The sequence below is a fragment of the Nocardioides sp. 503 genome, from assembly GCF_004522095.1.
Taxonomy (GTDB): domain Bacteria; phylum Actinomycetota; class Actinomycetes; order Propionibacteriales; family Nocardioidaceae; genus Nocardioides.
The window spans coordinates 179,851-194,219 of the sequence record NZ_SPUI01000001.1; the positions used below are offsets into that span (position 1 = coordinate 179,851).

At 73.2% G+C, this 14,369-nt stretch carries 15 protein-coding genes; 9 read left to right on the forward strand and 6 right to left on the reverse strand.

What is annotated here, in order from left to right; all coding sequences use genetic code 11:
* Window positions 1-7 precede the first annotated feature (7 nt).
* Genes tsaB through tsaD form a run of 3 tightly spaced genes read left to right on the forward strand, consistent with a single transcriptional unit; the run spans window position 8 to window position 2,143 of the window.
* Window positions 8-640 (forward strand): tRNA (adenosine(37)-N6)-threonylcarbamoyltransferase complex dimerization subunit type 1 TsaB, encoded by a 633-nt coding sequence (tsaB, locus tag E4622_RS00955; protein ID WP_134738219.1) that lies wholly within the window; start codon window positions 8-10, stop codon window positions 638-640.
* Window positions 637-1,092 carry a ribosomal protein S18-alanine N-acetyltransferase gene (gene rimI / locus E4622_RS00960; RefSeq protein WP_134738220.1) on the forward strand — a complete coding sequence of 152 codons (456 nt, stop codon included), beginning with the start codon at window positions 637-639 and terminating at the stop codon, window positions 1,090-1,092. The genes tsaB and rimI overlap by 4 nt, the downstream gene beginning before the upstream one ends.
* A gap of 4 nt (window positions 1,093-1,096) precedes the next feature.
* On the forward strand, window positions 1,097-2,143 hold the full coding sequence (gene tsaD / locus E4622_RS00965; protein WP_134738221.1) for a tRNA (adenosine(37)-N6)-threonylcarbamoyltransferase complex transferase subunit TsaD: 1,047 nt from the start codon (window positions 1,097-1,099) through the stop codon (window positions 2,141-2,143).
* A gap of 69 nt (window positions 2,144-2,212) precedes the next feature.
* Here tsaD and E4622_RS00970 read toward each other — a convergent pair whose 3' ends face one another.
* Both E4622_RS00970 and E4622_RS00975 read right to left on the reverse strand, forming a co-directional pair.
* The gene (locus E4622_RS00970; RefSeq protein WP_134738222.1) at window positions 2,213-3,550 is read right to left on the reverse strand and encodes a hypothetical protein; all 1,338 of its coding nucleotides are present in this window, start codon (window positions 3,548-3,550) and stop codon (window positions 2,213-2,215) included.
* Between the two features lie 10 nt (window positions 3,551-3,560).
* Complete coding sequence (locus E4622_RS00975) at window positions 3,561-4,025, reverse strand: hypothetical protein (protein WP_134738223.1); 465 nt, start codon at window positions 4,023-4,025, stop codon at window positions 3,561-3,563.
* A 151-nt stretch (window positions 4,026-4,176) separates the two neighbouring features.
* Here E4622_RS00975 and E4622_RS00980 point away from each other — a divergent pair, with 151 nt between their 5' ends.
* A complete protein-coding gene (locus tag E4622_RS00980; protein WP_134738224.1) occupies window positions 4,177-4,782 on the forward strand; it encodes a hypothetical protein in 606 nt (201 codons plus the stop codon).
* A gap of 41 nt (window positions 4,783-4,823) precedes the next feature.
* On the opposite strand, the gene E4622_RS00985 is transcribed toward E4622_RS00980, so the two are convergent.
* Window positions 4,824-6,008: a hypothetical protein gene (locus E4622_RS00985; protein WP_134738225.1), complete on the reverse strand. Its 1,185-nt coding sequence runs from the start codon at window positions 6,006-6,008 to the stop codon at window positions 4,824-4,826.
* Entirely contained in the window at window positions 6,005-6,532 is a 528-nt protein-coding gene (locus tag E4622_RS00990) for a SigE family RNA polymerase sigma factor (protein ID WP_245155828.1), read from the reverse strand. Before E4622_RS00990 ends, E4622_RS00985 begins: the two co-directional genes overlap by 4 nt.
* 187 nt (window positions 6,533-6,719) lie before the next feature.
* Between E4622_RS00990 and E4622_RS00995 the strand changes: the two genes are divergently transcribed.
* From E4622_RS00995 to E4622_RS01005, 3 genes are all read left to right on the forward strand, one after another.
* Window positions 6,720-7,805: an S-(hydroxymethyl)mycothiol dehydrogenase gene (locus tag E4622_RS00995; protein WP_134738226.1), complete on the forward strand. Its 1,086-nt coding sequence runs from the start codon at window positions 6,720-6,722 to the stop codon at window positions 7,803-7,805.
* The gene (locus E4622_RS01000) at window positions 7,805-8,416 is read left to right on the forward strand and encodes an MBL fold metallo-hydrolase (RefSeq protein WP_134738227.1); all 612 of its coding nucleotides are present in this window, start codon (window positions 7,805-7,807) and stop codon (window positions 8,414-8,416) included. Before E4622_RS00995 ends, E4622_RS01000 begins: the two co-directional genes overlap by 1 nt.
* A 118-nt stretch (window positions 8,417-8,534) precedes the next feature.
* A complete protein-coding gene (locus tag E4622_RS01005) occupies window positions 8,535-9,182 on the forward strand; it encodes a hypothetical protein (RefSeq protein ID WP_209021737.1) in 648 nt (215 codons plus the stop codon).
* A gap of 87 nt (window positions 9,183-9,269) precedes the next feature.
* Here E4622_RS01005 and E4622_RS01010 read toward each other — a convergent pair whose 3' ends face one another.
* Window positions 9,270-11,429: an MMPL family transporter gene (locus E4622_RS01010; protein WP_134738228.1), complete on the reverse strand. Its 2,160-nt coding sequence runs from the start codon at window positions 11,427-11,429 to the stop codon at window positions 9,270-9,272.
* Window positions 11,430-11,514: 85 nt separating this feature from the next.
* Window positions 11,515-12,675 (reverse strand): class I SAM-dependent methyltransferase, encoded by a 1,161-nt coding sequence (locus tag E4622_RS01015; RefSeq protein WP_134738229.1) that lies wholly within the window; start codon window positions 12,673-12,675, stop codon window positions 11,515-11,517.
* Between the two features lie 60 nt (window positions 12,676-12,735).
* Between E4622_RS01015 and E4622_RS01020 the strand changes: the two genes are divergently transcribed.
* The gene (locus E4622_RS01020; protein WP_134738230.1) at window positions 12,736-13,767 is read left to right on the forward strand and encodes a hypothetical protein; all 1,032 of its coding nucleotides are present in this window, start codon (window positions 12,736-12,738) and stop codon (window positions 13,765-13,767) included.
* A 198-nt stretch (window positions 13,768-13,965) separates the two neighbouring features.
* On the forward strand, window positions 13,966-14,262 hold the full coding sequence (gene groES / locus E4622_RS01025; protein ID WP_134738243.1) for a co-chaperone GroES: 297 nt from the start codon (window positions 13,966-13,968) through the stop codon (window positions 14,260-14,262).
* The last annotated feature ends 107 nt before the right edge of the window (window positions 14,263-14,369 follow it).

The following is a 14,369-nucleotide window of genomic DNA, read 5'->3' on the forward strand; positions in this document are numbered from 1 at the left end:
TCGTCCCGTGCTGCTCGCCTTCGACACCGCCTCGCCCACCGTCACCGTCGCCCTCCACGACGGGGAGGACGTCGTGGTCGAGCTGACCTCCGACCGGTCGATGAAGCACGGCGAGCAGCTCGCGCCGCTCATCGAGGAGTCCCTCCAGCGCGCCGGCATCGTGCGCCAGGACCTCACCGCGATCGCGGTGGGCGTCGGCCCCGGTCCGTTCACCGGTCTGCGCGTCGGGCTGGTCACCGCACGCACGCTCGCGCACGTCCTCGAGCTGCCCGTCTACGGCGTGTGCTCGCTCGACGTCCTCGCCGCCGAGGCCGCCGGGCAGCTGCCCGGGCCGTTCGTGGTGGCCACCGACGCGCGCCGCAAGGAGGTCTACCTCGCCTCCTACGACGACGGCGGCGTGCGTCAGGCCGGGCCGGCCGTCGCCAAGCCCGACGCCGTCGCCAGCGAGCTGCCGGTGGTCGGGGAGGGCGGCACGCTCTACCCGGCGGCGTTCCCTGCCCACACCGGGCCGCAGCGACCGAGCGCGGGCTGGTTGGCCCGCGTGGTGACCGAGGAGCTGGCCGAGCTCTACGACCCCGACCCGCTCTACCTGCGCCGTCCCGACGCGGAGAGTCCCCGCCCGCCCAAGCGGGTCTCGTGATCAGACCGGCCACCGCCGCCGACGTGATCGCCATCGCCGACCTCGAGTCCGACGCGCTCGGCGCCGACGCCTGGTCCGAGGGCCTGGTGCGCGAGGGCGTCGAGGGCAACCTGCCCACGGTCCACTACGTCGTCGCGGACGAGGCCGGACTGGTGGGCTACGCCGTCGCGAGCGTCGTGGCCGACATCGCCGAGCTGCAGCGGATCGCCGTACGCGGCGAGCGGCGCCGCAGCGGGGTGGCCACGGAGCTGCTGGCCGCCGTGGTCGCGCTGGCCGCCGACGCTGGCGCCGACCGGCTGCTGCTCGAGGTGCGCGACACCAACACCCCCGCGCTGGCCTTCTACGCCGCCCGGGGCTTCGTCGAGGTCGACCGGAGACCCCGCTACTACCGTGACGGCTCGCCGGCCGTCGTCATGCGGCGTGCGCTCCGCGCGGGCTGCGGGGGAGGATGACCCTGTGAAGCACGAACCCCTCGTCCTCGGCATCGAGACCTCGTGCGACGAGACCGGTGTCGGCGTCGTACGCGGGCACACCCTGCTCGCCGACGCGGTCGCCAGCAGCGTGGAGGAGCACGCCCGCTTCGGCGGGGTCGTGCCCGAGGTCGCCAGCCGGGCCCACCTCGAGGCCATGGTCCCCACCATCGAGCGCGCCTGCGAGACCTCCGGGATCAAGCTGCGCGACGTCGACGCGATCGCCGTGACCAACGGCCCGGGCCTGGCCGGGGCCCTCCTGGTCGGGGTCGCCGCGGCCAAGGCGCTCGCCCTCGGGCTGGGCAAGCCGATCTACGGCGTCAACCACCTCGCCGCCCACGTCGCGGTCGACCAGCTGGAGCACGGCGCCCTGCCGGAGCCGTGCCTGGCGCTGCTGGTCAGCGGCGGCCACTCCAGCCTGCTCAAGGTCACCGACGTGACCACCGGCGTCGACCCGATGGGGGCCACCATCGACGACGCGGCCGGTGAGGCGTTCGACAAGGTGGCCCGCCTCCTGGGCCTGCCGTTCCCCGGCGGCCCCCACATCGACCGGGTGGCGCGCGAGGGCGACCGGGTCGCGATCGACTTCCCGCGCGGCCTGAGCGCCCGCCGCGACCTCGAGCGGCACCGCTTCGACTTCTCGTTCTCGGGGCTCAAGACTGCCGTCGCCCGCTGGGTCGAGGCCCGCGAGCGCTCGGGGGAGCCGGTCCCGGTCAACGACGTCGCGGCGAGCTTCCAGGAGGCCGTCTGCGACGTCCTCGTGCGCAAGGCCCTGGACGCCGCCTCCAGCGAGGGGATCGAGGACCTGCTCATCGGGGGCGGCGTCGCCGCCAACTCCCGTCTGCGGGCGCTCGCGAAGGAGCGGGCGAGCAAGCTCGGCATCCGCGTGCGCGTCCCTCGTCCGGGCCTGTGCACCGACAACGGCGCCATGGTGGCGGCGCTCGGCGCCGAGATGGTCGCGCGCGGCCGTCCGGCATCCCCCCTGGACCTGCCGGCCGACTCCAGCCTGCCGGTCACCAGCGTCCTGGCCTGAACGCCGGCGCGCCGCCGACCCGCGCGGGGAGCGCTGGTCGACGGCGCGACGCGGGTCGTCGGCGGTGCGTCAGTCGATGATGCCCGGCGCCGCGTCGGCGTCGTCGATCCAGTCCTGCCCGTCGTCGAAGAGGTCGCGGTCGCCGCGTCCCTCCTTCTCGTCCTTGCCGCCGTTGCGGCCACGCCCGCCGGCAGCTCCGGTCCCTGCGGCGCCGCCGCGTCGTCCGCCCGCTCCGCCGCCGGCCCCGGCGGCTCCCCGGCCACCGGCTCCTCGGCCACCCGCACCGCCGGCGCCGCGCGCGCCACCGCCGCGCCCGCCGGCCGTGCCACCGGGGCTCGCCGCGCCGCGGCCGCCCGCCGGCGATCCGGCTCCTCCTGCAGAGCCACGTCCGAGGGCGCCGGGCGCTCCGGCTCGTGATGAGGCGCCGATCGGGCGTCCCGCCGCGCCGCCGGCGCTCGCCGCGCCGCCGCCCATCATCCCGCGGATACCGCCGACGGCCGCGCTCGCGAGCCCGCCTCCGGCGACGGCGCCGATGGCGGCGGTCGGCATGCCGCCACCTCCACCGCCGATCGTGCCGGCGCCACCGCCCGGCCCGGTCGGGACCGCGCCCGGCGGGGTCACGACGGGCTGCGACGGAGGGGAGGTGGGCGGGTTGGTCGTCGGGGGCTGCGGCTCGTAGATCGGCTGGTTGTCGATCGGAGGCGGCGGCTCCACCGGGTGGACCGGGTGAACAGGGTGGACGGGGTGCACCGGATGCACCGGGTGGACGGGCGTCACCGGGTTGACCGGCTGCGGCGTACGACCGCCCCCGCCCGGAGGGGTCGAGCTGCCCGGAGGTGTGGTGCCGCCCGGGGGCTGCACCGGAGCGACCGGGTCGGGGATGCCGTGGATCTGCTTCATCTGCTCGGTCGCGTCGGCGAAGTCGTTGTCGATCCTGTCGGCGGCCTTGCGGGCCGCCTCCTCGCGCGCCTCGAGCGAGTTGGTGTAGGCGTCCACCTTGTCCTGGTGCTTCTGCTTGTCGGTGGTGTCCGAGCCGTCCTTGGTGTCCACCGGCGGGTAGTAGGGGCCCGGGTTCGGCTTCTGCGGGTGCTGCTTGTCCATGACGGTCTGCTGGTGCCGCGCGGACACGATCGCGCCCGCCGCGAGGTTGAGGGCGTCCCTGCCCTTGAGCAGCTCGTCCTGCTTCTTGCGCATGCCCGTGGCCGACTTGCGGAAGGCCTTGGCCATCGCGGGCCCGGTCTGTCCGCCGATCGTGCCCTCGGCCTGGGCGGCGCGGTCGAGGGCGTCGGCGACGCGCAGCAGCAGCTCGGAGCAGCGCTGCCACTCCCTGCCTGCGCCCTCGAGGGCGGTCTCGGAGGCGCCGGAGAGCGCCTGCTCGAGCCTCATCTGTTGGGGTCCGGTGACCATCAGCTGTCTCCTACGGGGCGGGACACGAGTTGTTGGTGGTGACGTCGGGCTGCGTCAGGCACGGCGTGAACGCCTCGACGGTGGTGAGCAGGCCCGTGGAGTCGGCGGCCGAGACCTCATCGGCGCTGCGGACGCCGGACACGAAGGTGTCGACGCCGTCGCGGAAGCTGGTCAGGCCCGTGACCATGTCCTTCATCGCCTCGCGCACCTTGTCGTGGGCCAGGTCGGTGTGGTGCGCCAGGATGGCTGCGCTCTGGGCCCCGCCGAAGGCGGCCGACGGAACGCCGTCCAGGGGCAGCTCGAGCCCGTCGATGCTGCTCTCGAGGATCCCCACGATCGCCTTGATCGTGGCCTCGTCGACCTCGATGCCCTGCAGGAAGCCCATGATCCCGTCGACCGCGGCCGCGACGTCCGCGGAGGTCGTCGCCTCCACGAGCGCGGTCGTGGCTGCGGTGTAGTCAGCCTCTCCCGCCATGTCCTTCTCCTTGAGTCCGAGTGAGTCCGAGTGAGTCGGGGTAGTAACCGTGCCAGACCCGCCTACCCGCGCCGCGAGCGACCCAAACGTGGCGAGGGGGGGTCTTCGGGTCCGGCTAGGGTGAGGCCCCGTCCACAGCGGAGGAGATCACGTGATGCGCAAGCTCGGGCCGGTCGCGGTCCTCACCCTCGCCCTGGTGCTCGTCTCGGGATGCTCGGACGACGAGCCGTCCGGTGACCCGGGGGAATCCGGCTCCCCGTCGGCCTCGGAGAGCTCGCCCGAGGCGCCGGAGAGCTCCGGCGCCACCGAGGAGCCCACCGAGGAGCCCAGCGTGGACCCGGCCGAGGGCGAGGAGGTGCGGGTCGAGCGCCTCGCGATCCGCGCCCCCGAGGGCTGGACCGTGACCAAGGAGGGCGACCCCTACTCCGCGCAGATCGGCAAGGACATCAACGCGATCTACATCCAGGAGCTGCCCGACTTCGGCGGCGGCAAGCTCTCGCTCCAGGAGGTCGCGGAGACCCGCCTGCGCAACGGCCCCTACCTGCGCGAGCCGAAGATCGTCGAGCCGGTCACCGTCGCGGGCCAGGAGTGGTACCACATCTCGGGCCGGGCGACGGAGACGACGTACGCCGAGGACTTCGGGACCGTCGCCGACGGCCTCGCGCTCCTCGTCGCCATGAGCTTCGACCGCAAGCTCCCGGCCGATCAGCGTCAGGCGGTCGTCGACGAGGTCCTCGCGTCCGTCACCTTCGAGTGACCCTCCGGGCATGACCCCGGTGACGGTCGGCCGACCGTCGCTCAGCGCACCAACAGGTAGGCGGGCGCGTCCTCGACGCCGGCGGCGCCGCCCACCACCCGCTCGGGCTCCGCGCCGGGGGTCAGTCGCCAGATGCCCCACGCCCGTAGGTCCCGCTCGTAGGCCGTGACGAGCAGCGCTCCGTCGCCGGCCCACACCTGGTCCCGCACGACGCCGTCCTCCGGCTCGAGGCGCGCGACCTCCTGCTGGTCCTCGTCGAGGATCGCCACCCAGCCGTGGCCGTCGCCGTCGCCGTCGGCGTGGGTGACCGCCACCTGCTCCCCGGACGGCGCCAGGTCGAGCAGGTCGTAGGTGCAGGTCTCGTACGTCGTGGTGCCCGAGCCGGCGTCGTAGAGCGCGAAGCAGCCCGTCCCGCCCTCCGAGGAGGCCAGGCCCGCGATCGTGTCGGCGTTGGCGTCGCGCAGCCCCAGAGGAGCCGAGCCGCCCTCGACGACGTCCCGGACGGAGCCGTCCGCGCCGACCACCTGCGGCGGCGCGGCGCCGTCGCCGTGGGAGAGGTAGACCCGGCAGCCGGCGTCGTCCTCGTCGCACGCGCCGACCAGGGCGGAGGGGAGCAGGTTGGGGCCGAGCTCGCGGGCGACCGTGCGGCCGCGGTCGGCGGTGTGCACCACCACCTCACCCGCGGTCGTGACGTAGGCGATGGCCGTGTGCTCGTCGTTGACCACCGGGCCTGCCACGACCCCGCGCAGCGTCGTCGTGACGGTGCCGTCCGCGTCGACGAGGTCGAGGGTGTCGATGCCGGTGTCGTCGTCGTTGCGCACGCCGACGAGCAGGTCCTCGAGGCGGAGGCCGGCGTCGTAGGCCGCCGGCAGCCGCACCTTGGTGCCGTCGGCGCGGACCCACGTGCGGCCCTCGACGTAGTCGCCGCCGAGGCCCTCGTCGCCCGCGTCGGCGCCGCGGGTGGGCACGACGGTCGGCTCCGAGCTCCGGCTGGCGGGCGGCACCTCCCCGTCGCCGCTGCCCAGCCCCTGGCCGGCGAGCAGGCCCACGGGGACGAGCACGGCGGCCACGGCGAGCACCGCTCCGGCGGTGGCGAGACGTCGGGTGCGTCGGATGCGCCGGGCGCGGCCCTTGACCCGGTCGAGGGAGAACGGCGTGTCGTCGAGACCTCGTGCGCGCTCGTCGAGACCTCGGCTCATCTCGGACTCCCAATGCTCGTTGCTCATCGCTCCTCCTCCCGGTGGGCAGGGTCCAGCTCGGACGGGACCCGGTCGCGCAGCGTGGCGATGGCCCGGCTGCACTGGGACTTCACGGTGCCGACCGAGATGCCGAGGATGTCGGCGGTCTCGGCCTCGGTCAGCTGCTCGTAGTAGCGCAGCACCACGACGGCGCGCGCCTTGCGCGGCAGCGTCTGGACGACGTCCCACAGCGCAGCGCCCAGGCCCTCGTCGTAGGTGTCGCTGACCTGGCGGTCGGGGACGACCTCGGTGGCGTGCTCACGCCGCTTCCAGCCGCGACGCCACAGCGAGTTGTTCTCGTTGACCATGATCCGGCGCACGTAGGCGTCCACCGAGTCGCGGTCGCGCACCTTGTCCCAGGCGAGGTAGAGCTTGGCCAGGGAGGTCTGCAGGACGTCCTCGGCCTGGTGCCGGTCGCCGGTGAGCAGGTACGCCGTGCGCAGCAGCTGGGCCTGGCGGGCCTCGAGGTACGCCGTGAACTCCTCGTCACGGTCGGCCAGGCGCGCACCCATGAGCCCAGTGTCGGGCCTGGGACGCGCCGGGGGCGCCAAGGTGGCGGTGCAGTCGTTCACGTGTCCAAGACGCGAACGCCTCCGAGATGGTTGCAATCGGAGGGTTCGACCTCCCCACCCCCTGCACGACCAGGCGGCCCATACGGTTGCATGGAGCCCACCACAGCGCATGACGAAGGGGACACGGATGCAGCAGGTCAAGGCGGTCGTCGCACGAGCCAAGGGTCAGCCGACCGAGGTGGTGACCATCAACGTGCCCGACCCGGGGCCGGGGGAGGCCCTGGTGAAGGTGCAGGCGTGCGGGGTCTGCCACACCGACCTGCACTACCGCGAGGGCGGCATCAACGACGACTTCCCGTTCCTGCTCGGCCACGAGGCCGCGGGGGTGGTGGAGGCCGTCGGGCCGGACGTGACCGACGTGGCGCCCGGCGACTTCGTCGTCCTCAACTGGCGCGCCGTCTGCGGCGAGTGCCGTGCGTGCAAGCGCGGCGAGCCGCAGTACTGCTTCGCCACCCACAACGCCACCCAGAAGATGACGCTCGAGGACGGCACCGAGCTGAGCCCGGCGCTGGGCATCGGCGCCTTCGCCGAGAAGACCCTGGTCGCGGCCGGGCAGTGCACGAAGGTGGACCCGTCGGCGCGCCCCGCCGCCGTCGGCCTGCTGGGCTGCGGCGTCATGGCCGGCATCGGCGCGGCGATCAACACCGGAGCGGTGACCCGCGGGAAGTCCGTGGCCGTCATCGGCTGCGGCGGCGTCGGCGTGGCCGCGATCGCGGGCTCCGCGCTCGCCGGTGCCGCGACGATCATCGCGGTCGACATCGACGCCAAGAAGCTCGAGAAGGCCACGACCATGGGCGCCACGCACACGGTGGACTCCTCGCAGGTCGACCCGGTGACGGCGATCCAGGAGCTGACCGGCGGCTTCGGCGCCGACGTCGTGATCGAGGCCGTGGGCCGTCCCGAGACCTGGAAGCAGGCGTTCTACGCCCGCGACCTGGCCGGCACCGTGGTGCTCGTCGGCGTACCGACGCCCGACATGACGCTGCCCGACATCCCGCTCATCGACGTGTTCGGCCGCGGCGGCTCGCTGAAGTCCAGCTGGTACGGCGACTGCCTGCCCAGCCGCGACTTCCCGATGCTGGTCGACCTCTACCAGCAGGGGCGCCTCGACCTCGACGCGTTCGTGACCGAGGAGATCGGCATCGACGACGTCGAGGCGGCGTTCGACCGCATGCACCACGGCGACGTGCTGCGCAGCGTGGTGGTCCTCTGATGACGGCCGCGCGCATCGACCACGCCGTCTCGTCGGGGACGTTCAGCCTCGACGGCGAGACCCACCAGGTCGACAACAACATCTGGGTCGTGGGCGACGACACCGAGTGCGTCGTCATCGACGCGCCCCACTCGGTCGAGGACATCATGGCGGTGGTGGGGGAGCGCACGGTCAAGGCGATCCTGCTGACTCACGCCCACGACGACCACTCCCGCGTCGCCCCGGCGCTGCGGGAGCGCGTGGTCGCGCCGATCATGCTGCACCCGGACGACAGGCCGCTGTGGGAGCTCACCCACTCCGACGAGCTGTGGGACCTCGACCTCGCCGACGGCACCGAGGTCGCCGTCGCCGGCACGACGCTGCGGGTGCTGCACACTCCCGGCCACGCACCCGGCGCCGTGTGCTTCTACGCACCCGAGCTCGGCTGTGTCTTCACCGGCGACACCCTCTTCCAGGGCGGCCCGGGCGCGACCGGTCGCTCCTTCAGCGACGAGGACCTCATCGTGAGGTCGATCCGCGCCCAGCTCTTCGCGCTCCCCGACGACACCGTCGTCCACACCGGTCACGGTGACGACACGTCGGTGGGGGCCGAGAAGGCCGCGCTGGGCTGACGCCGGGACCAACGTCCCGCCCCGGCGCTGACCTTCAGCACTGCTGGGGGCGGCGTGCCGTCCCTAGGTTCGAGGTGGAGCAAGGACATCCCGTCCTCGCCCGGACCTGGAGGACATCATGCGTTCCACTCTCGACAAGCTGATCTCCGGCACCGGACTGCTGCTGGCGGCGGTGCTGCTCGTGGCGGGAGGCCTCCTCACCTGGGCGAACGTGTTCATCGGCGACCAGGTCGAGGAGCAGCTCCTCGCCCAGGACATCGTGATGCCCGAGGGCCCCGGCCTCGAGGGCCTGCCGAAGGCGGACGCCGAGGCGCTCGAGGAGTTCGCGGGCTCGCCGATGGACAGCGGCGCCGAGGCCCGCGCCTACGCCGACCACTACATCCAGGCCCACATGAACGCCAGCGGCGAGGAGCTGGCGGGCGAGCCCCAGACCTACTCCGAGGCCAGCGCCAAGGCCCGTGAGCTCGGCGCGGCCGTCGCGGAGAACCCCGCCGCCACGCAGGAGCAGAAGGACGAGGCGGCCGCGTGGGGCGACCTGCGCGAGACCCTCTTCATGGGCAGCACGCTGCGCGGCCTGCTGCTCTACGCCTTCGCCTTCGCCACCATGGGCGTCATCGCCGGGTACGCCGCCGTCGCGTCCTTCGTCGGCGCGGCCGTCCTGCTGCTGCTGAGCCTGCTCGGCCTGCGGCACGCCAGGAAGATCCACACGACCGGCGGCACGACCCCCACCGGCACCACCCCCACACCGGTCGGCGCCCACGCCTGACCCGAGGCGCCGAGAGCCCTCAGCACGAAGCCCTGCCGCCCCTCGGGGCGGCAGGGCTTCCTGCGTCCTGCGTCCGTGCTGCGGGCGTCAGGAGTGACCGACGCGCTCGTCGCGCTCGGCGTCGGTCTCGTCGCCGTGGCCGGGCCACCACGCGGCGTGGCCGATCAGGGCCGTGATGGCCGGCGTGAAGAACATCGCCATCACGAAGGCCGCCACGAAGATGCCGAACGAGATGGCGAAGCCCATCGAGACCAGCAGCGAGTTGCCGCCGAGCATCAGGGACGCGAAGGTGCCGGCCAGGATCACCCCGGCCGCGGCGATGGTCGGCCCCGCGTGGCGCAGGGCCTGCGAGGCCGCCTCGCGGGAGCCCTTGCCCTGGCGTGCCTCCTCGCGCAGCCGCGCGATCATCAGGATGTTGTAGTCGGTGCCGAGGGCGACCACGAACAGGTAGATGTAGATGGGGAGCAGGAAGATCAGCCCCTCGTCGCCCTTGATGTGCTGGAAGACCAGCGCCGTGGCGCCCAGCGTCGCGCCGAAGCCGAGACCGACCGACGCCATCAGGTAGAGCGGCGCCACCAGGCTGCGCAGCAGCAGCGCGAGGATCAGCATGATCACCAGCGCGGCCACGGGGAACACGACCTTGTAGTCGCGGTTCATGGCGGCCTGGAAGTCCACGAAGATCGACGTCGTACCGCCGACGAGGGCCTCGGTCCCGTCCGGAGCCGCGTCGTGGGCAGCGTCGCGCAAGGGCCCGCGCACGTCGGCGATGGCGGCGTCCGAGGCGGGGTTCTCCTCGAGCAGCACGGTGACCGCCCAGGTGCTGCCGTCCTTGGACGCCGCGCCGAGCTGCGCCGAGGACACGCCGTCGGCACCGCCCACGGCGTCGACGAACGCCGCCGCGTCGCTCTCCGGGATCTGCTCGCCGTCGCGCGAGGTGAGCATGATGTAGCCCGGGTCGCTGGCCCCGGCGGACACGCTCTCGGTGAACTTGTCGGTGGCCACCGTGGACTCGGCGTCCGCCGGGACACCGGAGTCGCCGAGGTCGAAGGTCGGGGTGAACGTGAACGCCATCACCGCCAGCACGGCCAGCACTCCGCCGGACACGATCGCGAAGACCGCCGGGCGCCTGCCCAGCGCCGAGCCGACCGCGGCGAACCGCGCGGAGGTGGGCTCGACGAGGTACTTCTTCGAGGGCCAGAAGAGCGCCTTGCCCAGCAGCGTCACGACGGCCGGCACCAGGGTGAGGGACGCGACCAGCGTGACCGCCACCGCGATGGCGAGGGCCGGGCCGATGGACTTGAAGATGCCCAGCGAGGACAGCACCAGCGCCATGAAGGACACGATGACGGCACCACCGGCGGAGGCGATCGCCTCGCCGGCCCGGGTCAGGGCGTGCGCCACGGCGTCTCGCGTGGCCTCGCCGTCGCGCAGGCGCTCGCGGTAGCGGAACAGGAAGAACAGGATGTAGTCGGTGCCGATGCCGTAGAGCACCACGAGCAGGATCACCTCGACGTCGCTGCTCGCCTTGAGGTCGAACACGTCGTTGGCCCAGGCGATGAGCCCGTTGGCCACGACGGAGACCAGACCGACGATGACGATCGGCATCAGCGTGATGATCACGCTGCGGAAGATCAGCGCCAGCAGCACCACGATGAGCAGGATCGTCGCCGCACCGACGATGGCCAGCGCGTCGCCGGACGCCTCCTGGGAGTCGTAGCCCTGCGCGACCGGGCCGGTCACGCCGTAGCGGAGGTCGGTGCCGTCGGTGGCCTTCTTCAGGTCGCCGCGCAGGTCCACGACGTCGTCGAACGCGCTGGGCTCGTAGCCGGTCACGTCGTCGGCGAGGGCGACGATGGAGAAGGCGATCTTGCCGTCCTCCGAGGGGGCGACGAGGGCGTCGGGCTGCTTGGGGTCGAGTGCCTGGACGCCGTCGAACGTCGCCCCGAGCTCGGCCTGGACCTCGGCCATCGTGGCGTTCGCCGCGGCGAGGTCCTCGGGCGTGAGCTTCTCGCCGTCCTCGCGGTCGAAGACGACGATGCCGCCGACGGAGCTGTTGGTGTCGGGGAAGGCCTCGGCCTGCAGCTCGGCGGCCTTGATCGACTCGTAGTGGCGGGGCAGGAACTCCGACTGGTCGGTGGTCGCCTCCAGCTTGGGGGCGAGGGCGATCACCAGGCCGGCGAACACCACCCAGGCGGCGATGACGTACCACGGACGACGGGAGGCCAGGCGGCCGAGGGCTGCGAACATGGCGTCAAGGTATCGGTCGGTGAGGGGTACGGGGCAAGCCGTTTGGTGAACGCCGCGAGTCGCCCCGAGGACGGCTCGGCGCGACTCAGAACGGCTGGACGAGCAGGACCGTGCCCTGACCCGCGACCCGGGTCATCACGATCGTCGCCTCGTCGTCCCCGGCGAGGTCCAGGCGCTTGCGCAGCTGCTCGGGGACCACCTCGACGCCGCGCTTCTTGATCGTGAGGCGACCGATGCCGCGCTCCCGCAGTGCCGCCTTGAGGGCCTTCTCCCGGTAGGGCAGCTCGGCGACGACGCGGTAGCCGCGGGCGAACGGGGTGTGGAAGGAGGAGTCGGAGGTGACGTAGGCGATGTGCTCGTCGACCAGGCCACCGCCCACGCCGGCGGCCACGGCCGTGACGAGGCCGGCGCGGATGACCGCGCCGTCGGGCTCGTAGAGGTACTCACCCACCGCTCGTACGTCGCCGCCCGGGTCGTCCTCGTCGGTGAGCGTCGCGAGGCCGCCGTCCCCGATCACCGTGGCGCGTCGGCGCACGGTGGCCAGGCGGCCCGACCAGAGCGCCGCCTCCTTCACCTCGCCGTGGTCGCTCACCCACTCCGCCTCCACGCCCTCGGGCACCAGCGCGTGGGGGATGCCGGGTGCCACCTTCACGCACGCATCGCGGCGCAGGAGGGCCTCGACGAAGGGCCAGGGGGGCGCCCAGTCGTCCACGTCGAAGGTCCGGCCGCGCGCCGTGCGCCGCGCCGGGTCGGCGAAGGCCACGTCGAAGGGCCGGGTGTCGATCTCGGTGGCGTCGGCGACGCCGACCGCGCCGCTCAGGTCGAGCGCGGCCAGGTTGGCCTCGGCGACGGCGACCCGCACGGGGTCGAGGTCGACCCCCACGCACACCACTCCCACGCGTGCCGCGGCGACGAGGTCCCCGCCGATCCCGCAGCCCAGGTCGACGAGGCTCTCCGCGCGGAAGGCCGCCAGGCGACCCGCCCGGTGGTCGGCCACCGAGGAGCGGGTGGCCTGCTCGAGGCCGTCGGGGGTGAAGTACATGCGGGCGGCGAGGTCGCCGAACTTGGTCGCGGCCCGCTCGCGCAGCCGCACCTGGGTGAGCGCCGCCGCCGCGTGCTCCGCCGAGGCCAGGCGCCGAAGGGCGGTCTGGGCGCGCAGCGGGTCCGGCTCGTCGAGGGCGCCGGCCTCGGCCAGCAGTCGCTGGCCCGGCTCGGTCAGCAGCCAGCGAAACGCCTCGAGGTCCACACGGGTGATCCTGTCAGGCGCGCACGTTTGCCGACGTAGGCGGCACGGAAGCATCCCGGTGTGAACCGACTCCCGCTGCTGGCCCTGCTCCCGCTGGTCCTCGCGCTCGGCGCGTGCACCGGCGACGCCGACGACGGCGACGACCTGCCCCGCGCCGACGTCGGCGACGTCATCCAGCAGCCCGGCGGCCGGGTCGAGGGCCGGCACACCTTCGTGGTGCTGCCCAGCGGTCGCTACGACTTCACGGTGAGCACCCCCCGGGAGCGCACGGACACCTTCGCCGCGAAGGACGCCGGGGTGAGCGCCGAGGCGGGGGAGGACCGGCGGTTCGTGGAGGTCGAGTGGGAGCGCGGCGTGGTCGCGGGGGACGCCTTCGTGATGCAGGCACCCGAGGACGTGTCGCCGATGCTCACGGTGACGGCCGGCGGGGAGCGGTACCCCCTGGGCGCCCTGGACGAGGAGGGCGTCTACGCCGCTGCGGTGGTCGTACCGGAGGAGGCGGGCGACGACATCGGCCTTGAGGTCGAGTACGACGGTCTGACCCAGGTGATCCGCGACGCCTACGACTCCGCGGTGACGCGCGCGGACGGGCCCGAGGAGCTCTACTTCGAGTCGCCGGGGCAGCGGTGGGCGGCGTGCCCGGAGACCTCGCTGAGCGGCGGCGACCCGGCCGTGGACTTCTTCGGCGCCGACTGCCGGGCCAACATCACCAGCCCGCTGCCGTACTTCGGACCGAAGGGCTGGGCCCCCGAGGGGCGCGCCTGGGTCGTGGTGAGGTTCGACGCGGGGTCGCCGAGGACCGGCTACGACGGGCCCGGGGGCTACGTCGACTACTCCGTGCGGCCCAGCGAGGTGCGGCTGAGCATCGAGGGGGCCGAGGCCCCCGAGCTGTTCCCCTACGAGGAGGGCGAGCCGGTGGGGCAGCAGGACGACGGGTCCTGGGAGGCGCTGGCCGTCTTCTCCGTGCCGAAGACCCGCGACGTCACGGTGCGCTTCCGCCGGGTCGTCGTGGCCACGCCCGAGGACCCCTCCGACGCCGCGGCGGCCGGCGCGCCACAGCAGATCAGGCGGGTCCACGCCGGCTCGCTCTGAGCGGATCCCGGGACCCCGCTGGCACTCGCCTGGTGCGAGTGCTAGTTTCGGTGGTGGCACTCTCCTCATGAGGGTGCCAGAGCTTGCAGTGTGGTGCGACCCCCGCGACGGCGTACCTCCCCGCAAGCCCCAACGTGGGGAGGACGCCGTCCTCCCAGGTAGATCAACCCAGAGTCAGAGAAAGTGGAGGTCGACACCGTGTCGGTCAACATCAAGCCTCTCGAGGACCGCATCGTCGTGAAGCCGCTCGACGCCGAGCAGACCACGGCTTCCGGCCTGGTCATCCCGGACACCGCCAAGGAGAAGCCCCAGGAGGGCGAGGTCGTGGCCGTGGGCCCCGGCCGCTTCAACGAGGACGGCGACGAGCGCATCCCCATGGACATCTCCGTGGGCGACAAGGTCATCTACAGCAAGTACGGCGGCACCGAGGTCAAGTACGGCGGCGATGAGCTCCTCATCCTCTCCGGCCGCGACGTCCTCGCCATCGTTTCCTGATTTTTCCTCCGGGTCGTGGGGGGGGGGGGGGGGGGCGGGGGGCCCCCCCCCCCCCCCCCCCCGCGGGGTTGTGGGGTGGAACAGAGCCCACATACAGGGGGTAGGCG